This window comes from Mycobacterium dioxanotrophicus (genome assembly GCF_002157835.1).
GTDB lineage: Bacteria > Actinomycetota > Actinomycetes > Mycobacteriales > Mycobacteriaceae > Mycobacterium > Mycobacterium dioxanotrophicus.
The window spans coordinates 7,186,938-7,209,284 of the sequence record NZ_CP020809.1; the positions used below are offsets into that span (position 1 = coordinate 7,186,938).

Below are 22,347 nucleotides of genomic sequence, written 5' to 3' on the forward strand. Positions count from 1 at the left end.
CTCGTCAGCTGCCGCTGTCCTTGCCGCCGTCAGGAGCTTTGCGCCGCTGCGGGGTCTGGCGGCCGATGACGGGTTCGGTCCACGCGCGATCCTCTTTGTACAGATCTTCGTCGGGCGACAGGTTCGGGTCGCGACGCTTTTCCTTGCCCTGCTGACCGCCGCCGTGGCCCATACCGCCGCTACCCATGCCACCGCCGCCCATGCCGGCACCGGCAGGCGCCGTGCCCGCGGCACCCGGGCCGCCTGCTTTTGCAGCGGCAGGAGTCGGTGCGACTGACTCCGATCCGACCGCCGGCCCGAGCGGCATCTTGGGCATGCCGCCGCCACCCCCGCCACCGCCTTTGGCGCCGCCCCCGCCGCCCAGGCTGGCCGGCTTCAGGGACGGCTCGCTGAGCTTCGGCAAAGTCGGCTTGCCCGCGTTGGGCATTCCCCCGGGCATACCGCCCGAAGGCGCCCCTCCGGCGCCAGCGCCCGACGGTGACCCTCCAGACGGCGACCCGCCGCCCGCAGGCGATCCCCCGCCCGCGGGTGATCCGGACTTCTGTTGTGCCGCATTGGGATCAGTGCTCGCCGGCGATACCTGAGGGCTGTCGCCCTTGGAGTCCTTGCTGTCTCCGTCGCCGCCACCTGCCTTGGGGCCGCCTTCCTTGCCACCGTTGGGACCGACAGATGGATTGCCTGTGCGCCCTGACGCGAATGGCGGATCGGACACGTTGGGCGGGCTGAACGACGCACTCCTGGCGTACTTTTCCAGGACGTCGTTGGAATCCTGCTGCAGCTTGGTCAATGTGCGAGCGATCAAGTCGATTAGCGCCGGGTCAGCGTTCGGATCATTCATGAGCTCTTGCAGTTTGCGCAGGTACTCGTTGTACGACTGGAGGATCGGCGCGTGCTCGGCTACAGCCGTGTTATGTGCCGCTTTGATTTGGTCGGCAGCCGCGGCCAACGCAGTCCATTTGGTGCTCAGCTCACCCAACCAGGTGTAGAGCTCCTTGAACCGGTCCATTGCTGCTGTGGCGGCGGTGCCTTCCCAGTTCTCGAAATGCGGCGCCTCCACCTTGGTAAGCATGTTCGCGGCATCCTTGTAGTCCGCGCTGGCGGAATCCAACGCGCCGGTACCTGGGCCGCTGTTGAGTTGTTGATTGTTCTGCTCGACCGTGCTGTATCCCGCCGCGCTCACCATCGCTGGTGGTTTCGGCGCTTCGGGCAAGGGCGGCGGCGGGGTCGATGGTGGGGGTACCGAGATCGCGTTCACCTTCGGTAGCCGACCAGGATCGTCCATCCTGCCCGCATATTCGGTGTCGACGTTCCGATACAGCTCCGCGGTGTCGTTGAGCATCCCGGCGAGCCGCTCGCTCTGCGTCTGGCCGCAATTCTGGTACGCCATCAGCGAATTGGCACAGTCGTTGAGATTTGCCACCGCCGTGACCGACAGCGGCACACTGTCCGGAGCCTGCGCCTGCGACACGCTGGTCTTCCACGGCATCGTCAGTATTTCGCTTGCGCGGCTGGTCAAGACCGTCGTATCGACGTGAACATTCCCCATCGCTCACCTTCCTCTCGTCACAGGCCCTGACGGTCGACACCATCGGGCGTGTCGAACCGCACGTCGGGGTTGTCATGCAAATCGAAACCTACGTGAAAGCACAGCTCGTAGAACAGCCGATATAACCGGCGATGCGTCGCCAACTCCAACCGGAACAGCGCTGCCACATAGGGATTGAACTCGGCGGATCCCGAGGCTCCGCCCGCGCCGTCCAGCTGGGTACGGAGGGGGACCCGGTGAGTCTCTGCGGCCAAGCACATTCCGGCCTGGGCCATCAACGGGTAGTCGGGTGATTCGTCCGGACGAGGTGGAAACGCTCCAAACGGGTATCCGGCGATCGCCTTCGCCGCCGCATCGAGGGACGTCGCAGCTTCGGTGATCGCGGTAATTGCCTCCGCATCGGACTTGGTCGCACGGATGTCGTGTACGCACCGATGTTGCAGGGACGCATGGGCTTCCAGCACATCAACGACCGTTTGTAGCCACCGTGCGAACGCTTCGGCGCCGATTGCGGAGAAACCCTGCACGCACGCGTCGAGCCGACTGACCACCACTTCGGGGCCGGTCGATACCCGCACCTTCGGCGAGGCCAGGTGCGCAAACCGGTCCAGAACCTCGCGGGTGCCTGCCACCAGCGCGGCCCAACGCATAGACTCGTCGGCCGCGGTGAACAGCTGCAGATCCAGATCGACGAACAATTCCGGCATCACCGGTGTTGGCGGGTACCGCAGGGAATCGTCGTCGTCGAACGGCAGCGTCAACTCGCGCCTGCCAGCGCATCGGAGGTGAGCACACCCAAGTGCTGCCAGTACAGCCAGTCGGCGATCGCCGAGCGTTGCGCCTCGCCGTCAGCCGCGGTGTGCGCGTTGTAGATCGCCAGTTCCTGCATGTGATCGGCATAGCTGACCATCGCCTCCAGCTGTACCGGGATGCGGCCGGGATCGCTGCTGAGCAGCGGGCGGAACACCTCCAGCAGCAGTTCGACGCGACGGTTCTGCGGCCCTTCGACATCCACCGAGGCCGGCGGCAGTAATTCCATCAGCGCGGCATCGCTCATCTTCATCAGCCGCGCCGACACATCGGGTGAGATGACCGTCAACCGGTCCCGGCCCTGCATCTGGCCAGTCTCCGGAATGTCGTCGGGCTGCAAGATGATCGGCGCCGCGCCGGGATCGAACCCCTTGAACTGGTCCTCGGTCGCGATCACCGCCCGCAGCGTTGTGTCGTGATGCTGCGCCCAACCGTGCAGCGCCACGATCGGATATGTCGCCCAGCTCCCCCGCACACCGGCCGGGATTGACTCGTCGGCACTCGCGAGCTTCACCGGCTCCGGCAGCTTCACACCATCCGGAATGTAGCCCAGCCCATAGGTATTGGCGACCACGATGGCGCCGTCCTTCGTCAGGCCGGTGACCCAGTAGAAGCCGGGGTCCTTCGTGTGCCCCATGTTGAGCGCGGCACCGATACGACGTGCGACCGCCAGCGGGTCGTTACCCGCTTGCTTGCGTTGCAGCGCAGCAGCAGTCGACGACACTGCGACGGCGTCGCGTTCCATGCGCGCCGCCGACACCGGTACCGGAGCAGGCGGCGGCGGAACCGCGCCCGCGCCCGCGCCTTGCGATGCGCCGGCCGGCATCACCCCGGGACCCATCGGACCACCGGTCGATCCGGCGGGGGCGGCCGGACCCGCCGACGGAACCGACGGTGCCGGCGCCAGCGGCATCGGCGACGACGGAGCCGAGTTGACGTTCACATTCGCGTTCACCGGAGCCGAACCCGAACCACCGCCCGACGACGATGCGGACGCGGCTGGAGCCGACGCCGCAGGCGGGGGCGGCGCAGCTGCCGGTGGCGGAGCTTGCAGCGGTGTCGACGGCGTTGACGCTGCCGCCGCCGGGTTCACCGGAGGCCCGGTCTGCGTCAACGGCTGGGTAACCTTCGACGCCGCATCGCTCATCGCCTTGGTGAAGTCATTGAGCTGCTGCTGTTGCGGGTTCAGCGCTGCGGGATTGAGATTGCCCGGCATGTTCGGCGAAGACGGCGTACCTGGTGCCCCGCTCGGAGATCCGATACTCGGTGCACCAGGAGCGCCTGGTGCACCGCTGACTGGGGTGAGCGAGGGTGCACCAACCCCTGGCACGTGGTGTGTGGGTGGGGCGTTGACGCCTGGGCCCGGAGTGGTTACCGGTGGAAGTCGTGTGTCTGGTTGCTCGCCGGAGCCGTTGGATCCGTCACCAACCTCGTTCTGATTACCGCCCTCGTTCGATTCGCCCTTGCCAGAGTTGTCGCCACCACCCCCAGAGTCACCAGTGCCCGTGCCAACGTTGGTCTGATTACGACCCTCGTTCGACTGGTCCTTGCCAGAGTTGTCGCCACCACCCCCAGAGTCACCAGTGCCCGTACCAACGACGCTCTGCATGCCAGTGTCATTTGTTTTGCCCTTATCGGTGAAACCACCCTTGTCGCCAGTGAAGCCCGCGGGATTGACCACAAAACTTGGTGAGCCGTTATGCGCTCCAGCCTTATCCGCCGAAGTACCCGATACGAGCGCGGCCTCGGAGGAAATTATTGCAGAATTTGCGTTACGTGCTTGATCGACAATCGATTGGACAGCGTCGCTTTTATTCTCCACCTTATCGTTCTGATTGATTGCATCAATAGCCTTATTCGCATTAGCAACGTTTTCGGTAATCTTGTTCTTGGCACTTACTATGGCATCATATGCGCTGTTGAAAAATTTGACCGCGGCATCCAGCGCCTTCTTCAGTGAATCCAGCTCTGCAATACGAGCACCTAACGCTCCCGCCGCAGCGCCCGCTGCGCCTCCCGACCAGATGCCCACACCATCAAACATCTGCGTTTTTTCCATCTTAGCTGCATCCAACTGCAAAGACACGGTCCGAGATAACCCACCGAAAGAATCGGCTAAGACACGTAAAGAATCTTCGTCAATCTCCGGCCAACCATTTGGGGATGTCGTACCATGCGGATCCGCCGGCTTTCCAATTCCCATTAGCTAACCTCCTGCCGCTTTGCAGGCACGAAGGATCACATTAGTGCTTCTGCCAGCCGTCCCGTCAAGCCAAGAATCAGCAGGCGTATAGCTCGGCAATGCCGCAACGTATGCGCGTCGGTACTGTGCGGACAACACCGCGAAATCCTGAACTGTCGGATTGGAACTCGACCGGCCCAGACGCTCTATGTCGTCAGCAAACTTAGTCATTATCGGCGCAACTGCCTCGTTTATTGCACGCTGATCGGCCGATAAACCAGACGCCGGCATACCGGCATCTATCCGTTGCCACTGAGCCACGGTGGGATCAGCGATGAAGCCATTAAGTATCGTGTCCCATTCGCCGCAAGTGGAATCAGCAGTCTTCATAAACGAAACCGGATTTGCGGGATTACCTAACTCAGCAAGCACTGACGGCGGGGCTGGTTGCTCGAGCGATATAGCTCTTCCTTGCGCAGAGCCCTTGACAATCGCACTACACAAATCAGCTATCGTGGTGGCCGCCGCGAGAGCCACCCCCGATAAGTTATCGTCTGCAGCCGTATAATTCGTGATCGAATCGCTGTACGCGCGCGCGAATACGATAAATTGTTGGTACAGTTCGCGCACAGCTCGATGCGGAGTTGCTTTTGACAGCGGCACCATCTGGTCAGCGGTCGCGCGCATAGACCGCCCGACCTCCTCATACTGAGATCGGACCTCGGGCGTCCAATTAGTTGCAGGGACGGATGGGTCGCGATTGGCCCATCCTGAATTCTTCTGCGTATCTGCAAAGTTGTTATTGACGGGCCAGAACGCCGAGCACGTCGGATCTTCCTTTATGATATTGACAGGCCCCGTGTCATTGGCACTTGCAAAATCATTATTGCTCGCAGTCCCCGAAGCAGACGCGGACGGTGACGCAGATGCGCTGGGCGTGCCATTGCCGCCGCCACCGCTGCCCTTCGTAAGGGCAATGGAGACCGCCGCGGTGATCGCGATGACGGCGATCAAGGTGACACCGCCGAGCGCCCACTTCATGCCGTTGCCACCCTTTTTCGGTGGCTGACCGGGAGGCCCGGCAGGACCGGCAGCCCAATGTGGTTGCGGCGGGCCCTGCGGGGGTTGCTGTTGCGGAGGCTGCCAGGACGGCGCGTGATGCTGTGGGGGCCCGGATTGCTGCGGCTGACCGGAATACGTGCCACCGGGGCCTCCCGGAGGCGGACCCGGATAGGACCCACCCGGACCACCGTGGGGTGGTCCGAACGGATCACCGCCACCGCCGCCATACGGCGGTTGCGGCGAATTACCCGGCGGTGGCGGCAATGTCATCGAGCGACCCCTACAGTCCGAACAACACCAACAAACCGATCAATCACAAAGAAATCTCCGGACTCGGCTCCGGTCGAGCATGACGCGGCGCACTCGGCGCCACAGGCGCCCGCTCAGCACCAGAACTCGGCGACGGCCCCGCTGCCTGGGCCGGATGCTGAGCCGTCGGAGCGGGCTCGGCAGGTTTTTGACCGGCCGGTGTTCCGTCGGGCTTGTGCTCGGCAGCGGGATCTTTCTGCTTCTGATCCTCGGCCTGCTGGTCCTTGTCGGCGCCGTCCTCGCCGGGCTTGTCCGCCCCCTGTTTGGCGGCTTCCACGATGCCCTGCACACCTTGGAGCACGGTCTGCGGAATCTGCCCCAACGCGCCCATCATCTGCGTCGGCACTTGGGCGACCTGCTGCGCCATCTGCATGGGCATTTGCATCATCTGGCCCATCTGGCCCATGCCGGATGGATCGCCGCCGGCCGCGGCAGCCGCCGGATTCGCCGCGGTCGCGTCGGGCGCTGAACCCGGCGTCGCCTTGCCGTCGCCGCCCTTGCCGCCGCGATGATGTTTGCCACCGCCGCCGGACTTCTGGCCGCCCCCACCACCTCCGGGCGTGGAACCACCTCCGCCGCCCGGCGCTGCCGGCGAACCACCGCCCTGGCCGGCCGCGTCGTCAACCAGACCAAACGCCTTGCGGACGGTCTGGGCGGCCTGCTCGTCGGTTGTCTCGTACTTGCTGGCGGCGCTCGTCACGTTGTCGGCGTATTTCGTCAGGGCCTGTTTGACCTGCGGCAGTTTGGCCACCACCGGATCGACCACCGTCGGCATCTTGGCCGCGATCGCTGCCGACAGCGCATCGGAACCGGTCGGCTTCGTCACTGCCGGGGCCGTCGGGAGCTCGCCAGCAATCCCGGCCAGCTTGCTGCCCGCGGCACTCACCAGTGCGGTGTCAACCCGCAAGGTTTCGGTCACGTGGTCACCTGCCCTGTCTCAGCGTCCAACGCGCGAATTCAAGCGAAGACCCTGATGACAGGTAAGGCGCACCCACGATCAACACAACCCCCTCGATATGTCGCTAGGCGAATGCTACCCGAACTCACAGCCCGGTCATTGCATGAATTTCGCGCCGCTGACGTGCACAAACCCACCTACGAGCGACCCGCCCAAGCAAATTCCGTTACGACCCCGACAGGTTGAAAATCGATGCTGGAGCGGAGTATTCGCTGCTCCACGATGTCCATGCGACATCGGTCGGGCCGACGCTGCTGGTGGCCAGCTTCCAGGCACCGCCGTCGGAGTGGAACAGACCGGCATAGCTCTTCGACTTCCCGCCCTCGGCCGCGGCATCGGCGAACGGAGTGTTGTCGTAGCTGATGGGCCGGCCGCTGGGATCGGTGATCTTGGCCCAGACAAAGGCCCAGCCCTGCGACTCGTTGAGCGTGGAGACGTTGAGCTTGGCGGGCTTGCCGAGTTGCTTGGTCACGTCGGCGACGGCTGACGCCGCGATGGCGGGCCCGTCGGGTACCGCCGAAACCGGATCAGCCGCCGCCCACGTCGGGGTGGTCAGGGCAGCCACGCACAGCAAAATCGGAAGCAACACCAGTTTCTTCAGCACACGTCAACCCTGACATAGCTACGAACGCACCGAACGCGGCAAATTTTGTCTACAGTCTGGCGGTGACTTCCGCCAAGGTGCCCCCGGTAGGGCTGGTCCGTGCCGTCGACCGCATCCGTCATCACCTGCGCCGACTGCACCAGCGGTCGGCTCCACCACCGGCCGTACTGCTGGAGACGATCCTCAAGGCATGGGTGGCCCAGGGGATCACCGCAGCAGTGCAACTCGGCGTTGCCGACGCGCTGGCCGATGGCCCGCTGCGACCCGAAGAGCTGGCCCGCCGCGTCGACGCCAACCCCGACACCCTCAACCGGCTGATGCGGGCCCTGGTCAGCGAGGGCATCTTCCGGCGCACCCGCGACGGGCGCTACGCCCTCAACGCCCTGGCCGACCCGCTGCGCACCGATGCTCCGGTCTCGATCGCCGGAATGGCGCGATTCGTCGGCTCCCCCGAACACCGCGAACACTGGAGCCAGCTTGGTGAGGCCGTGCGGACCGGCGAGGCCGTCATCCCGAAGATGCGCGGCATGGCGGCGTTCGAGTACCTGAACTCCGACCCTGAGCTCGGCGAGATCTTCAACGACGCCATGACCAGCGTCTCAGAGCTCGCGATCGCCCCTGTGGTGGCGGCGTTCGATTTCACCCCGTTCGCCACGATCGCCGACGTGGGCGGCGGCCATGGGCGGCTGCTCTCGGCGATCCTCGAAGCCGCACCCGCGGCCCACGGCATCCTCTATGACCTGCCCCAAGTGGTCGAGGGTGCACCAAAACTGTTGGCCAAGTATGGAACTGCCGACCGGGTGGAGATCCTGCCCGGCTCGTTCTTCGACAAGGCGCCGGCCGGTGCCGATCTCTACATCATGAAGAACATCATCCACGACTGGCCCGACGAGCAGGCCCTGACGATCCTGCGGAATATCCGCGCCGCTGCGACTGCGGGCGCCACGCTGCTGCTCGTGGAAGCTGTTATCCCCGAACATGATCGCGAGTTCCTCGCCAAGTGGATCGACATGGAGATGCTGATCGGCATCGCCGCCCGCGAGCGCACCGGGGATGAATACCGAAAGCTCTACCAGGAGGCGGGTTTCCGACTCACCGAGGTGGTGCCGACGGCGTCACCGTTCAGCCTCGTGCGGGGCCTCGCAGTCTGAGCCGATCATCGACTCTGCGCGTATGTCGCAAAGGTGTGAGAGCACCGCGCCGTCACCGCAGAGCCAATGCCCACGACCGCGCGCGCCCTGTTGACTCTGCGTGTACGTCGTGGAAGTGCGAGAGCGCCACGCCGTCACCGCAGAGCCAGTGGCGTGCGCGCTAACCGACGGCCGACTGAGATCCGGTCTCCGACGGTTTGCCTTTCAGGCCGCGCCAGAACAGGTTGATCATCAGCTCGGCGGACTCGTTGACGTCGGCGTCGCCGGAGCTCACCCGAGTGGCGATGGCCTCACCGGCGCCCACCAGCGCGACGGCCATCATCTCGAAGTCGCTGTCGGGCTCAGGGTTACGCGTGCCGGTACTGAGCAGCCTGGCCACCAGATCGATGATGCGCTCGCGGCCTTCACGGACCGTGTGAGCAAACGCCTGCGAGCTGGTGGCCTGCGTGTAGAGCACCATCCACGAAGCCCGGTTGGCGTCGATATAGGTCAGGAACGCCAGTACTGCGTTGCGCAGCAGGTCCTTCGGGCTCTGACTGAAGTCGATCTGCCCGCGCACCACATCGACGAACCGGGTGAGCTCCCGGTTCAGGCACGCCCCGAACAGCTCTTCCTTGGAGCCGTAGTAGAGATACAGCATCGGCTTGGAGATCTCGGCCTGCGCTGCGATCGCGTCCATGGACGTCTCGTGATAGCCATTGACCGAGAAGATCTGGACCGCGGCGTCGAGCATCTGCTGTTCTCGGACGGCACGCGGCAGCCGTTTGGTTCCACCTGCCATCCGATCAGGGTAACTGTCACGGCAGAAGCTCAGCGCGCCGTTGTTCCTCCCACAGCGCCATCCTGGTCCGGGCAGGCTCCCCGATCGCGTCCATGACCAACGGGATGAGCAGTTCGGTCAGCAGAAATCCGGCCGCCATGCTCTGGTAGGTGGTGCCCACGGTGCTCGAGGCGGCCAGCACGACCTCGGCGTCCGGCGCCACGGGACAGCTCAGATCGTCGGTGATGAGCAGGACGGTCGCGCCGGCGCGGTGCACGCGTTGGGCCAGCTCGGCGGCGCTGCGCTGGTATCGGTGATAGTCGAAGAGCACCACCACGTCGTGGCGGGACAGTTCGAGCAGCGCACCGAGATCCCCGCCCGTCGGGTCCCCCAGCACCCGGATACCCGGCCGCAACTGTTCGAGGTGGGCGGCCAGGTGCAGGGCCAGCAGATGTGAGAAGCGGCCGCCGTGCAGATAAACGGTTCGTCCGGCGTCGGCGAGCAGCGCGACGGCGGCTTCCAGCGCGGGTTCGGCGAGCAGCGCCAACGTCTGCTCGGCCCGCTCGTTCTGTGCACGCCCCTGCTGCAGCAGCCGGTCGAGCAGGCTGCCTGCGGCCGGGGCGTCGGGCAGCCGGGTGATCGGGCCGTTCGACCGCGAGGACAGCTCGGCACGCAGCGCGACCTGCAGGTCAGCGAACCCGTCGTAGCCGAGGGACTGCGCGAACCGCAACACGGTCGGCGGGCTCACCTCGGCGCGTTCGGCCAACCGGGCCGCGCTGGCCAACCCGGCGCTCGGATAGTCGCCGAGCAACGCCCGCCCCACTCTTCGTTCAGCCTTGCTGAGCGTGGGCAGCGCCGCGGTGGCCCTGGCCTCCACGGTCGTCGAGACATTTGCCACCGTCTCCGCAGCGTCCTCTGACACGGTTCTCAATCTGCCATGACGGGCACCGAATTCATCGACAAGTCAGCCATCGAGATTGCGGTGACACTCTCCGGCGGCAACGGTTGCCAATCCAGGTCGCCGAAGCCGGTCGAACCCACCACCAGGGCGCCGTCGCCGGCCCGGGCCCACCGCAACGCGAAGTAATCCTCGAGATGCTCGGTCGGCAGGTCGGCCGCAGTGATCTCCTCGATGTCCTCGGCGGGCAGCTGACTGTGGGCGTGCGCGTGTACGGCGATCAACTGCCCCTCGCCGAGCACCAGCGCATTGAGACTCGCGCCGGGATACAGCGCACGCAGCTGAGCCACCGCGCGGCGCACCGCCTCGGCCAGGTCCGGTGCGGTCCGACGGTGTTGGCGGATCACCCCGAAGTACCGCTCGCTGTCCGTGGTGCCGCGCAGCGAGGCGGCGATACCCCGCTCGACGAGCTCGTCGAGCGGGCCGGTCGGTTTGATGGATCCGTTGTGCGCCATAGCAACTCCGCCGACGACAAACGGGTGGGAGTTCTGCGGTTGCACGGCCAGGCCGTTGGTGGCCCAGCGCAGATGGACCATGCCGGCCGTCAGACGCTGTTCCTCCACCGCCGCGCTGAAGGCCGGGTCGTCGAGCGCACTGCCCGCCGAGACCTCGACTCGGGGATCGCCGCCCGGCTCGTCGACGTGGGCGATACCCCAACCATCCCCGTGCACCTTGGTGAGCGCGACGAAGTCCTTCAACACGTGCGCGCCGACCGCGTCGGCGACGGAGATCGGTGCAGCCGACACGACTCCGAGCAAGCGACACATGAGACCCACCCCTCTGAACCCAAAAAATTTTATGAATCGAACCTCTGGCGCTCATATTAAAGAATATGAAACATTTATGACATAGCGTGCTCGCAGACTTGGGAAGCCAGGAGGAGCCATGACGCCGCAGATCGATGACCTACGCGCTGACGGCGTCGAGATCGTCGCCGGATCGCTGACCGACCTGGCAGGGGTGACGCGCGCGAAGTACGTGCCGCTGCGGCGTCTCTCCTCTTTCCAGTCCGCGGGTATGGGCGTCTCACCTTCGTGGAGCGTGTTCTGCGTCGACAGCGGCATCGCCTTCACACCGGACATCGGCGTGGTCGGCGACCTGCGGATCCGGATCGATCCGACCGAACTGCAGGTGGTGGAAGCCGGCGTGGCCTGGGCGCCCGCGAGCCTGTACGACCAGTACGGGCAACCGGCTCCGTTGTGTACGCGCACGCTGCTGGCCCGCGCAGAACAGGCGGCAGCCGCACAGGGTTTGACGGCAAAGATCGGCGCCGAGTTGGAGTGCACGATGCTGGCGCCGGACACGCAGCACGCATCCGCCGAGCCTTGGTCGCCCTACGGCATGCGCACATCCCTGGACCGCTCCGCGTTCCTGGTCGACCTCATGACGAGCGCCGAACGCGCGGGCTTGGTTATCGACCAGCTCCACACCGAGTACGGCCATGACCAATTCGAAGTGGCGCTGGCGCCGACGACGCCGGTCGCCGCGGCCGACGCCGTCATCCTGGCGCGGATCGTGATCGGCCGGGCCGCGGCCCGCCACGGTCTCAAGATTTCGTTCTCCCCCGTACCGTTCGCCGGGGAGGCCGGCAACGGCGCACACCTGCACCTGTCGTTCGCCGACGACGCCGGTCCCCTGCTGTCCGGTGGCGACGGCCCGCACGGCATGCGGCAGGCGGGGCAATCCGCGATCGCGGGAGTACTCGACACCCTGCCGGATCTCCTTGGCGTGTATGCGGGTTCGGTGCTGTCGGCTGCACGGCTCAAGCCCGGCAACTGGGCGGGCGCCGCCAAATGCTGGGGCTTGGAGAACCGCGAGGCTGCGGTCAGGTTCATCGCCGCGACACCGGGAAATCCCCACGGCGCCAATGTCGAACTGAAACTCATCGACCCGAGCGCCAACCCGTATCTCGCGGCGGCAGCTTTCCTGCGCAGCGCGCTGCGCGGCATCGAGCTCGGCCTGCAGCTGCCTGCCGAGGTCGCCGACGATCCGGCGCAGACGGCCGATCTTCAACCACTGCCGACCGATCAGCGCACCGTGCTCAAGACCCTGCAGACCTCCGCAGTCGCCGCCGAGTTGCTGACGCCTGCGGTCATCGAAGGTGTTGCCGCCGTGCGCAATCACGAGCTCGTCACCTACGGCGATCGGCCGCCGGCCGAGATCTGCCAGGCACTGCGTTTGGCCTGGAGTTGTTGAGCCGATCCGCCGCGCACGCGAGGAGCGCAAAATCCGAAGGGAGACATCGATGACCACCAGCGCCACCAACGACACCGATCAACTACCGCACCGGCGCCTGCCGTTCTGGGTGGCGCTGGCACTGTCGGTCGCGACGGTCGGCCCGACCCTGGCCATGTCCGGCAACGGTCAGGGCCTCATCGCCACCGTGGGTAAGGCCATCCCGCTGGTGTTCCTCATCGGCCTGATCGGAGTGTCACTGGTCGGCTACAGCTTCGTGCGCCTGACCCGTCACCTCAATCACGCCGGCTCCGCCTACGCACTGGTGGGCGGCACCGTCGGTCCGCGGGCCGGGTTCTTCTCCGGATTCGCCATGCTCGGCGCCTATGTCGGATTCTCCATCGGCACATTGGCTTTGACGGCGGCCTTCACGAACGCCTTCGTCGCGCAACTGCAACCGGGCAACGAACACCCGTATCAGCTGCCGTGGATGGCCGTCGTGGTGGTGGGCGCAATCATCTCGTTCGCCCTGGCCGGTCGCGACATCAGGCTGTTGGCCAAGATTCTGCTCGGCATCGAAGGTGTCGGCATCGTGGCGATGATCGTGCTCGTGATCGCGATATTCGCCCGCGGCGGTGCCTCTTCCACCGGGTTCGATGTCAGCGTGTTTTCCTTCTCCGGCGGTGTGTCCGCGTCCGCAGTGCTCAGCGGCGTGGTCGCCGCCTTCCTGTCCTGGGCTGGTTTCGAGGCCTGCGCCTCGATGGGCGAGGAGACCGACAACCCGGGCCGCAACATTCCGCGGGCGCTGGCCGGCACGCTGATCCTCACCGGTGTGCTGTTCGTGGTGGTGATGTTCGCTCAGGTCATCGGGTTCGGCACCGACGAGGCCGGACTCGCGGCGTTCCAGAGTTCGGGTAACACGTTGGGCGACTTGGGCAGTCGCTATATCGGTCAGTGGTTCTCGCTGATCATCATCTTCACCGCGACCGTCGCCGCGTTCGGGTGCCACATGGCCACCGCCGCGACGTCGGGACGCATGCTCTACGCGTTCGGTCGAGACGGCTTCGGTCCCAAGGCGCTCGCACACATCCACGAAGCCACCGGGGGTCCGCGCCGGGCCACCTGGCTCGTCGTCGGCCTGGCCCTGGTGGTGGACCTGATCTGCGGGGCGTCCGGCTGGCCGGTGATGGGCACGGGCAACGCCGCCATCGACACGTATTTCCTGTTCGCCGTGGCCGGTTCGGTGTGCCTCATGGTGTGCTACCTGCTGGTCGAGGTGGCCGCGGCATGGTTCGTCGGTGCCCCCAAGTTCGTCGCCGTACACGGCGGTCAGGGCAAGGCGCCAGGCCTGGTACTGCCACTGCTGGGTGCCGTGGTGATCCTGGTGGTGCTGTGGTTCAACGTCAAGGACGCCGAAACCTGGCTGGCCGCACCACTGTTGGGCCTGTATTGGTGTGCCGTCGGCCTGGTCATCGCCCTCGCCGCATCGGGTATCGCGAAACGGGTGGGTGAATCGCTGACGCGCGAACTGGATCTCACCCCGCCGGTACAGGCGGAGGCCAAGTGAGCACGCTCTACGAACGCGACGAAGCGGTCATCGCCGGCATCGAGAAGCTGAGGTTCTTCCCGCTGGAGGTGGTCTCCGGTCACGGCTGCACCCTCGTGGCCCCCGATGGCCGTGAGCTACTGGACCTTTCGGCGACCTGGACCGCCAGCGGTCTGGGACACGGGCATCCGGCGATCGCCGACGCGGTCAGCCGGGCCGTGCGGACCGCTCCCGGGTCCGGTGGGCTTTCCGCCGTGCATCCCGACTCGGTGGGACTGGCCGAGGACCTGCTCGAGTTGGTTCCCGGCAGCGGTGAGCGGCGGGTCTATCTGGGGCATGCCGGTTCGGACGCCAACGACGTCGCGCTGCGCGCGTGCCGCCACGCCACCGGGCGGCACACCGTGATCGCGTTCGAGCACAGTTACCACGGCGGCGTCGGAGTCGCCATGGGCGTGTCCGGCGTACACGTCGACGCCGGTGCCGCGCCGGACCCCGACGTCGTGTTCCTGCCGTACCCCAACCCTTTCCGGCCCACCTCCGCCGGCATCGACGCCGACGTCGCCGCCTGCCTCGCCAGCGCCGAGCAGCATCTGGCCGGCGGCTCCATCGCGTGCCTGATCGTCGAGCCCATCCTGTCCGACGGCGGCCTCGTGGTTCCACCGGACGGCTTTCTGGCCCGGCTGCACGAGGCGTGCCGCCGCCACGGCGTGCCCATGATCTGCGACGAGGTCAAGATGGGCCTGGGCAGGCCGGGCACATTGCACGCATTCGAACACGACGGCGTGGTGCCCGACATCGTGACCTTCGGCAAGGTGCTCGGCGGCGGCCTGCCGCTGTCCGCTGCCGTGGGCCCTGCGGAACTGCTCGACAATCCGCCGGCCGCGGCGCTGCTCACGACTGCAGGCAATCCGGTGTGCACCGCCGCGGGCCGTGCTGTACTGGCCACCATCGTGGGCGAGCAGCTACCCGAACGCGCAGCGAAAGTCGGTGCGGTACTGCAGGAAGCGTTGCAGGCGCTGGAATCGGATGCCATCGGCGAGGTGCGTGGGCGCGGGCTCGCCATCGGTGTGGAGCTGGTCGATCCGGCCACCGGGGACCGTGACCCGCGACTCGCCGCGCAGGTGGTGTACCGCGCATGGGAACTGGGCGCGGTGGTGTACTACGTCGGCGGCAACGTCCTGGAGATCACCCCGCCACTGGTCCTCAGCGAGGCCGAAGCGGCCCGCGGCGCCGAGATCATCGGGACGGCGATCGCCGACGCGGCCGCAGGGAAGGTCGACGCACAGGAGGTGGCGCGCTATGCCGGATGGTGAACTGGCGGACGTGTTCGACGGGGTCCAGGCCGAAGTACCCGACGCGCTCGCCGAACACCTGCGCACGGTCCGGTTGATCGACCACCATGTGCACGGCAGCTTCAACAAGCCCGTCGACCGGGCCGGTTTCGAGGCGTCGATCAATGAGGGATCCACCGATCCCGTACCGGATTTCATGACGCAGTTCGATTCGCCGCTGGGCCTGTCCATCCGCCGTTGGTGCGCGCCGGTGCTCGGACTGCAGGCCCACGCGGATGCGGACGAATACTGGAAGCGGCGCAGCGAATTCACGCCCGACGAGCTGGCCGCGCTGATGTTGCCGCTCGCGGGCATCGAACGCTGGATCGTCGACACCGGTTTCAAAGGTGACCTCATCGCGACGCCCGAACGGCTCACCGAACTCAGTGGCAGCCCGTCGTCGTCGATCCTGCGGCTGGAGCGTCTCGCCGAGGATCTCCTCGAATCCGGCATCGCCGCGCAGGAGTTTCCCGACGCGTTCCGGGCCGCACTGCAGGCCGCCGCAGATTCACCAGATACCGTCGGCACCAAAACGATTGCGGCCTACCGCACCGGATTCGACATCGACTGGTCGCGGCCCGACGACGCTCTGGTGATCGAGCATGCGCGGGCGCTGGCCGCCCGGCCGTCGCAACGCGTGGACAGCCCGGTGCTGATCGCGTTCGGCGTGCACGAGGCCGCCGCGCACGGGTTGCCGATCCAGGTGCACGTCGGCTTCGGCGACCGGGATCTCGATCTGCACCGCACCGATCCCATGTTGCTGCTACCGCTGCTGCGATCGATGACACCGGTTCCGGTGCTGCTGCTGCATTGCTATCCGTTTCACCGGCAGTCCGGTTATCTGGCGCAAGCCTTCGACCACGTGAATTTCGATGTGGGCCTTGGCATCAACTATCTGGGCGTGCGATCGACCGGTCTGGTCGCCGAGGCCATGGAGACCGCCCCGTTCGCCAAGCAACTGTTCTCCTCGGACGCGTTCGGCCCGCCCGAACTGCATCTGCTGGGCTCGGTGCTGTGGCGTCGCGCCATGGGACTGGTTCTCGGCCGATGGATTCGGTCGGGCGACTGCGCCGAGGCCGATGCGATCAGGATCGTCGACATGATCGGGGTGCACAACGCCACCCGGGTGTACTCGCTGTGAATCACGCCGCGGCGCCGTTGTTCGAGGCAATCCGAGAATTCGTCGAGCGGGAGCAGGCACCGCTGTACAGCCCGGGCCACAAGGGTGGGCGCACGCTCGACCCGTGGTTCCGGGAAAACATTGCCGCCCTTGACCTCAACAACCTGCCCGACACCGACACGCTGCACTGCCCGGAGGGACCGATCCTGCAGGCCGAGCAACTGGTCGCCGACGCGTGGCGTGTCGGGCAGAGTTTCATCCTGGTTCAGGGCTCGACGAGCGGCAACATCGCGGTGGCGTTGTCGGCGCTGCGTCCCGGTGAGCCGGTTCTGGTGCAGCGCAACGCCCACAAGTCCGTGCTGGCCGGCCTGGTCCAGGTCGGCGCGCTGCCGGTGTGGCTCGAGCCGCGGTGGGACACGCAGTTCGGCATCGCCCACGGCCTGGACGCCGACGTGGTCGAACGCGCCCTCGCCGCGAGCGGGGCGTCGGCGCTGTGGATGTTGCACCCCACCTACTACGGAACCACGGCCGACATCAGCGCGCTGTCAGAGTTGTGCCGGCGCTTCGACGCTCGACTCCTGGTCGACGGCGCGCACTCGCCGCATTTCGCGTTCCATCCCGAATTGCCGGTGCCCGCTGAGAAATCCGGTGCGGCGGCCACGGTGCAGTCGGTGCACAAGGTGCTCTCGGGCCTCAGCCAAGCTGCGGTACTGCACATCGATCCGCATGCGATAGATCCGGCGACGGTGCGCCGGGCACTGCAGCTGATCCAGACCACCAGCCCGCATTTCGCCATCATGGCGTCGATCGATCTGGCCCGCCGGCAGATGATGATCGACGGTCGAGATCTGTTGGGCCGCGCACTGGAGCGGGCCCGCCACGCGGCCACACGACTGGCCGCGACACCGGGCCTGCGCGTGCTGCGCCCCGAGGACGCGTCCGGCGCGGGCACCGGCTTTCATCAGCTCGACGAGACCAAATTGCTCATCGGCACAACCGGACTGGCCGCCGACGCACACGACATCGTCGCGCGACTCAACCGCGTGCACGGGGTGCAGCCGGAACTGAGCGGCCCCGGCCACGTCCTGTGTATCTCGACCATCGGCAATACCGATACCGACATGGATCGGCTGGTCGCGGGGTTCACCGAGGTTGCCGGCTGGGCCGGACGTGCCGACACCTTCGGCGGCGGTGACACATTGACCACCGATCTGCTGGCGCTGCGAGGACCCACGGTGCTGACCCCGCGCGAGGCGTTCTTCGCGCAAACCGACACGGTGGCGCTCACCGATGCGACCGGACTGGTTGCGGCGGAGGCGATCACGCCCTACCCACCGGGCATACCCCTGGTGATGCCAGGCGAACGGCTCACCGGCGAGGTCATCGACCTGCTGCGCGCGCTACGCGACGCAGGGAACCCGATCAGCGCATCCGATCCGAAACTCGGCGCTGTCAAGGTGGTTCGGTGACGGTCAGCCGCCGCAGCGCACCGGGCCCTTGATCGCGGAGTTCCGCTGCAGCGATGCGTTGATGTTGTCCATCGACAGTTCGCCTGCCGCCACAGCCTTTTCGAGCCCGTCCAGCACCGCGGGCACCTCCTTGGTGGTGATCCACAGTGCGTTGTCGGCGCCGGCCTGCAATGCCTTGAGCACCGCCGCGGACACGCCGTAGCGTTCGTTGATCGCCGCCATGCTGGACAGGTCATCGGTGTAGACCAGACCGTTGAACGGCGGGCCGCCGTAATTGCCGGACCGCAGCAGCTCGTAGGCCGGCGCGCTGAGGCTGGCCGGATCGGTTCCCGTCAGCCCGGGAACCTCCAGGTGCCCGACCATGACGGCGACCGGGGCCGCGGTGGTCAGCGTGTGATAGGGCACCAGATCGTTGGTCTGCAGGTCGGCCAGCGGAGGCGTGGTCACCGAATTGGTGTGCGAGTCACCGGATCCGTGGCCGTGGCCGGGAAAGTGCTTGAGTACCGGGAGGATTCCGGCGTCGCGCAGACCACGCGCATAGGCCCCGGCGTATTCGGTGACCTTGGCCGGGTCGTCGCCGAAGGACCGGTCCCCGATGACGGTGTCGTCCGGGGCGTCGGTGACGTCGACGACGGGCGCGAAGTCCACGGTGATGCCCAGATCGTGCATCTTCTTGCCGCGCTCGAGCGCGATGCCGTACACCTCGTCGGCGGTGTTGGTCTGCGCCAGCACCCGCGGCGACGGCTGCTTGCCGATGATCGACGCGAGGCGCGACACCCGGCCGCCTTCCTCGTCGACGCTGACCGCGAGAGGCAGCGGGCCTGCCGCGTCGGCGATCTCCTTCAGCGAGCCGTCGGACAACATGGACAGATCGGTCCAGCTGCCGATCATGATGCCGCCGACGTGCTGTTCACTAACGACCTTGCGCGCGTCGTCACCGTCGGTCACGCCGACGGTGAGCAACTGGGCCAGCTTGTCCCGGGTGGGCAGCGCGGTCAGGTCGCAGCTCTGCGCGACGGGCGCTTTGGGCAGCGGCTTGCTGCTGCTCACCTGTTGGTGATCCGACGACGTCTGCGTGGATGGCGAACACGCCAGCAACAGTCCGGACAGCGCGACAAGCACACTCAGAACGCGGGGCATGTGTTCTGAGAGTAGTCACAGCGGCGGCCGCGAACGGACCTCGGTCTGGGCGCCGCCCGCCCGCCGCGCCCGGCGAGTTAATAATCAGTCAGATTTTCGCTACTGCCTTCCGGCTGGTGAATCACTAGTGTCTGTCCGCTATCAGCACTCACAGCAAACGCCGGACGAAGGGGTTGCCCATGGCAGACACGTCAGCGCCACGGACGCGACCGTGGCTGCGCATCTTCGGTGTGGCCGCGGTCGTCCTGGCCGCGGTGTTGGTGACGGTCAAGAACCTGCCCGACCACACGCCCAACCAGATCCTCAACGTCTCCTACGACCCGACGCGTGAGGTCTACGCCGCACTCGACAAGGCGTTCGTCGCGCAGTACCGCGCCCAGAGTGGGATCACACTCGACATCAAGCAGTCTCACGGCGGCTCGGGCAGGCAGGCCCGCAACGTCATCGACGGCACCGAGCCGGCCAACGTGGTGTCCCTGGCGCTGATCAGCGACGTCGACTCCCTGCGCAAGCGCGGGCTGATCGCCGACGACTGGCAGAAGCGCCTGCCCAACAACTCCGTGCCGTACACGTCGACGGTGGTGTTCGTCGTGCACAAGGGCAACCCGAAGGGCATCCACGACTGGCCCGACCTGGTGCACGACGGCGTCTCGGTGGTGACGCCGAATCCGAAGACATCCGGTAACGGTCAGTTGAGCTTCCTGGCCGCGTGGGGTTCGGTGACCACCCGCAACGGCACCCCGGAACAGGCCCAGGACTACCTGCGCGAGCTGTACCGCCACGTCGCGGTGTTCGACGCAGGCGCCCGCACGTCGGCCACCAGCTTCGCCGACCAGAAGATCGGCGATGTGCACCTGACGTGGGAGAACGAGGCACTGCGCGAAGTCGCGGCCAACAAGGACGAGTTCGAGGTCGTGTACCCGCCGGTGAGCATCAAGGCCGAACCCGCCGTGGCGTGGGTGGACGCCAACGATACGAACGCGAAGACCGCGACCAGTGCCAAGGCCTATCTGCAATATCTGTTCACACCGCCCGCGCAGGAGTTGTTCGCGCAGTACGGGTATCGCCCGGTGCTACCCGACGTGCTGGCCAAGCATGCCGACACGTTGCCTGCCATCTCGCTGTTCCCGATCACCGCGATCGCCAAGGACTGGAACGACGCCCGGCAGAAGTTCTACGGCGACAACGGGATCTACGACAACATCGCTACTCCCGCAAAGGCGGCGTCCTGATGAGCTACACCCGGCCCCGGATTCCCCCCGTCGCTTCGCTCGCCCGCACGGGCCGTCGCGACCTCATCGCCGGCCTCACCGTGGCCGCCGTCGCGCTGCCACAGGGCATCGCCTATGCGCTGATCGCCGGGGTCGACCCGAAGTACGGCGTGTATTCGGCGATCGTCGTCACCGCGGTCGCCTCGGTGTTCGGGTCGTCTTCACACCTGATCAACGGACCGACCAGTGCGATCTCACTGCTGGTGTTCAGCTCGCTGGCATTCATCGACCCGGAGAACCGCACGGCGCTCTTCGAGGCGCTGTTCCTGCTGGGCATCCTCGTCGGTGTCATCCAGATCCTCATCGCCGTGCTCAAGCTGGGCGACCTCACGCGCTACATCTCGGAGTCGGTGATCATCGGGTTCATGGCCGCGGCGGCGCTGATCCTCGCCCTCGGCCAGATCGGTAACGCGCTGGGGGTGAAGAGCAAGGGCGATGCCCACACCCCGATCTTGACCAACGTGTATCTCACGGTGTTCCACGGCGACAAGATCAACCCGAAGGCCGTGTTCCTCAGCGTCTCGGCGGTGGTGATCGCCGTGCTGCTGCGCCGGCTGGTCAAACGCTACGGCCTGCCGCAGATCGATCTGCTGACCGTGCTGATAGTCGCCGGGGTGATCGCCTACCTGGCCGGGTGGTCCACGCCGGGTGCCGACGGGAAGACCGCGGTGAACCTGGCGGCCAAGGTGCCGCAGAGCCTGCCCGGTTTCCACATCCCGACCGTCGACCTGCACTCGCTCGGCGAGTTGTCCCAGGGCGCGCTGGCCATCGCGTTCATCGGCCTGATCGAGGCGCTGTCGATCGCCAAGGCCATCGCGCACCAGACCCAGCAGAAGATCGACTACAACCGCCAGATCCTGGCCGAGGGACTGGCCAACCTGACCGGCGGGTTCTTCCAGAGCCTGCCCGGCTCGGGGTCGCTGTCCCGCTCGGCGATCAACTATCAGGCGGGTGCGGCCACCCGGTTCTCCGGCATCCTCGCCGCCGCGGCCGTTGCGGTGGCCCTGCTGCTGTTCGCGCCGCTGCTGCACTACATCCCGCAGGCCGCGCTGGCCGGGCTGCTGCTGGTCACCGCGGCCCGGCTGGTCGACTTTCGGCGGCTCATCACCACGGTGAAGACGTCGCGTTACGACGCGGGCCTGGTGCTCGTAACGGCGCTGACCGGGGTGCTCGTCGACCTCGACAAGGCGGTGCTGCTCGGGATCGCGCTGTCGATCCTGCTGTTCGTGCCGCGAGCGGCCAAACTCAAGGCCGCCGAGCTCACCGTGACGCCCGAGCGCGTGGTCCGCGAGCGGGTTCCCGACGACCCCGTCGACCCGTCGATCGTGATCTACGACCTCGAAGGCGAACTGTTCTTCGGAGCCGCCCCGGAGCTCGACCGCTACTTCGACGCCCTGCGCGAACGCATCCGCGCCGGTGAGGTCAAGTTCGTGGTGCTGCGGCTCAAGCGGGTGCGCCACCCCGATGCCGTGTGCATCGAGCGGCTCGAACACTTCCTGCGCGAAGACCACGGCGCCACCGTCCTGCTGGCCGGCGTGCGGCCCGACACCCTGAAGGCACTGACCAACGTCGGCCTGTCGAGCTGGTTCCCGGCCGAGCAGGTGTTCCCCGAAGAGGAGGTCGAGTTCTCGGCGACGCTGCGGGCGGTGCGGTACGCTCAGGCCCGCCTCACCGCCGAAGCAGCCGTGGAAGAGGCGAGTGCCGATCCGCAGCTGTACTACCTAGTGTGACGTCACGCGATCGGGTGCCGAGGGCCGCGCGTGCTAGGTTGGCCGGGTGAATCGGTTCGTCGTCCCGTCTGCCGCCAGCGTCGTTGTCGGTCTTTTGCTGGGCGCGGCCGCCGTCTTCGGTGTGACGTTGATGGTGCAACAGGACACGAAGCCTCCGTTGCAGGCGGGTGATCCGGCGTCATCGGTGCTCAACCGGGTCGAGTACGGCGACCGTACTTAAAACTC

General features: G+C 66.4%; 19 protein-coding genes. 9 read left to right on the forward strand and 10 right to left on the reverse strand.

Annotated features, from left to right (window positions below; translation table 11 throughout):
- Positions 1 to 4: 4 nt before the first annotated feature.
- From BTO20_RS41175 to BTO20_RS34775, 6 genes are all read right to left on the reverse strand, one after another.
- Entirely contained in the window at positions 5 to 1,546 is a 1,542-nt protein-coding gene (locus BTO20_RS41175; protein WP_157680405.1) for a PPE domain-containing protein, read from the reverse strand.
- A 17-nt stretch (positions 1,547 to 1,563) separates the two neighbouring features.
- A complete protein-coding gene (locus BTO20_RS34755; protein WP_087080823.1) occupies positions 1,564 to 2,307 on the reverse strand; it encodes a hypothetical protein in 744 nt (247 codons plus the stop codon).
- Entirely contained in the window at positions 2,304 to 4,442 is a 2,139-nt protein-coding gene (locus BTO20_RS39645) for a hypothetical protein (protein ID WP_198344177.1), read from the reverse strand. The genes BTO20_RS34755 and BTO20_RS39645 overlap by 4 nt, the downstream gene beginning before the upstream one ends.
- Before the next feature lie 120 nt (positions 4,443 to 4,562).
- Complete coding sequence (locus BTO20_RS34765) at positions 4,563 to 5,579, reverse strand: hypothetical protein (protein WP_232490955.1); 1,017 nt, start codon at positions 5,577 to 5,579, stop codon at positions 4,563 to 4,565.
- A 334-nt stretch (positions 5,580 to 5,913) separates the two neighbouring features.
- Positions 5,914 to 6,828, reverse strand: coding sequence for a type VII secretion target (locus BTO20_RS34770; protein WP_232490956.1), 915 nt, complete (start codon positions 6,826 to 6,828; stop codon positions 5,914 to 5,916).
- 205 nt (positions 6,829 to 7,033) lie between these two features.
- Positions 7,034 to 7,471, reverse strand: coding sequence for a hypothetical protein (locus BTO20_RS34775; protein WP_232490957.1), 438 nt, complete (start codon positions 7,469 to 7,471; stop codon positions 7,034 to 7,036).
- Positions 7,472 to 7,533: 62 nt separating this feature from the next.
- Between BTO20_RS34775 and BTO20_RS34780 the strand changes: the two genes are divergently transcribed.
- The gene (locus BTO20_RS34780) at positions 7,534 to 8,622 is read left to right on the forward strand and encodes a methyltransferase (protein WP_198344178.1); all 1,089 of its coding nucleotides are present in this window, start codon (positions 7,534 to 7,536) and stop codon (positions 8,620 to 8,622) included.
- A gap of 160 nt (positions 8,623 to 8,782) precedes the next feature.
- Here the strand turns inward: BTO20_RS34780 and BTO20_RS34785 are convergent, their stop codons facing one another.
- Genes BTO20_RS34785 through BTO20_RS34795 form a run of 3 tightly spaced genes read right to left on the reverse strand, consistent with a single transcriptional unit; the run spans position 8,783 to position 11,107 of the window.
- The gene (locus BTO20_RS34785) at positions 8,783 to 9,403 is read right to left on the reverse strand and encodes a TetR/AcrR family transcriptional regulator (protein ID WP_087080829.1); all 621 of its coding nucleotides are present in this window, start codon (positions 9,401 to 9,403) and stop codon (positions 8,783 to 8,785) included.
- Positions 9,404 to 9,419: 16 nt separating this feature from the next.
- On the reverse strand, positions 9,420 to 10,304 hold the full coding sequence (locus BTO20_RS34790; RefSeq protein ID WP_232490958.1) for a MurR/RpiR family transcriptional regulator: 885 nt from the start codon (positions 10,302 to 10,304) through the stop codon (positions 9,420 to 9,422).
- Between the two features lie 5 nt (positions 10,305 to 10,309).
- The gene (locus BTO20_RS34795; protein ID WP_087083120.1) at positions 10,310 to 11,107 is read right to left on the reverse strand and encodes a class II glutamine amidotransferase; all 798 of its coding nucleotides are present in this window, start codon (positions 11,105 to 11,107) and stop codon (positions 10,310 to 10,312) included.
- Between the two features lie 118 nt (positions 11,108 to 11,225).
- On the opposite strand from BTO20_RS34795, the gene BTO20_RS34800 reads away from it, so the two are divergent.
- Genes BTO20_RS34800 through BTO20_RS34820 form a run of 5 tightly spaced genes read left to right on the forward strand, consistent with a single transcriptional unit; the run spans position 11,226 to position 17,981 of the window.
- Positions 11,226 to 12,536 carry a type I glutamate--ammonia ligase gene (locus BTO20_RS34800; RefSeq protein ID WP_087080831.1) on the forward strand — a complete coding sequence of 437 codons (1,311 nt, stop codon included), beginning with the start codon at positions 11,226 to 11,228 and terminating at the stop codon, positions 12,534 to 12,536.
- Positions 12,537 to 12,585: 49 nt separating this feature from the next.
- Positions 12,586 to 14,082 carry an APC family permease gene (locus BTO20_RS34805; RefSeq protein ID WP_087080833.1) on the forward strand — a complete coding sequence of 499 codons (1,497 nt, stop codon included), beginning with the start codon at positions 12,586 to 12,588 and terminating at the stop codon, positions 14,080 to 14,082.
- Positions 14,079 to 15,374: an aspartate aminotransferase family protein gene (locus BTO20_RS34810; RefSeq protein WP_087080836.1), complete on the forward strand. Its 1,296-nt coding sequence runs from the start codon at positions 14,079 to 14,081 to the stop codon at positions 15,372 to 15,374. Before BTO20_RS34805 ends, BTO20_RS34810 begins: the two co-directional genes overlap by 4 nt.
- Positions 15,361 to 16,533, forward strand: coding sequence for an amidohydrolase family protein (locus BTO20_RS34815; RefSeq protein ID WP_087080838.1), 1,173 nt, complete (start codon positions 15,361 to 15,363; stop codon positions 16,531 to 16,533). The genes BTO20_RS34810 and BTO20_RS34815 overlap by 14 nt, the downstream gene beginning before the upstream one ends.
- Positions 16,530 to 17,981 (forward strand): aminotransferase class I/II-fold pyridoxal phosphate-dependent enzyme, encoded by a 1,452-nt coding sequence (locus BTO20_RS34820; RefSeq protein WP_232490959.1) that lies wholly within the window; start codon positions 16,530 to 16,532, stop codon positions 17,979 to 17,981. Before BTO20_RS34815 ends, BTO20_RS34820 begins: the two co-directional genes overlap by 4 nt.
- A 3-nt stretch (positions 17,982 to 17,984) precedes the next feature.
- Here BTO20_RS34820 and BTO20_RS34825 read toward each other — a convergent pair whose 3' ends face one another.
- Positions 17,985 to 19,121, reverse strand: coding sequence for a glycoside hydrolase family 3 N-terminal domain-containing protein (locus tag BTO20_RS34825; protein WP_083168626.1), 1,137 nt, complete (start codon positions 19,119 to 19,121; stop codon positions 17,985 to 17,987).
- A gap of 179 nt (positions 19,122 to 19,300) precedes the next feature.
- On the opposite strand from BTO20_RS34825, the gene BTO20_RS34830 reads away from it, so the two are divergent.
- Genes BTO20_RS34830 through BTO20_RS34840 form a run of 3 tightly spaced genes read left to right on the forward strand, consistent with a single transcriptional unit; the run spans position 19,301 to position 22,342 of the window.
- On the forward strand, positions 19,301 to 20,353 hold the full coding sequence (locus tag BTO20_RS34830) for a sulfate ABC transporter substrate-binding protein (protein ID WP_087080840.1): 1,053 nt from the start codon (positions 19,301 to 19,303) through the stop codon (positions 20,351 to 20,353).
- Entirely contained in the window at positions 20,353 to 22,122 is a 1,770-nt protein-coding gene (locus BTO20_RS34835; protein ID WP_087080842.1) for a SulP family inorganic anion transporter, read from the forward strand. Before BTO20_RS34830 ends, BTO20_RS34835 begins: the two co-directional genes overlap by 1 nt.
- A 46-nt stretch (positions 22,123 to 22,168) precedes the next feature.
- Complete coding sequence (locus BTO20_RS34840) at positions 22,169 to 22,342, forward strand: DUF2613 domain-containing protein (RefSeq protein ID WP_064941712.1); 174 nt, start codon at positions 22,169 to 22,171, stop codon at positions 22,340 to 22,342.
- Positions 22,343 to 22,347 lie beyond the last annotated feature (5 nt).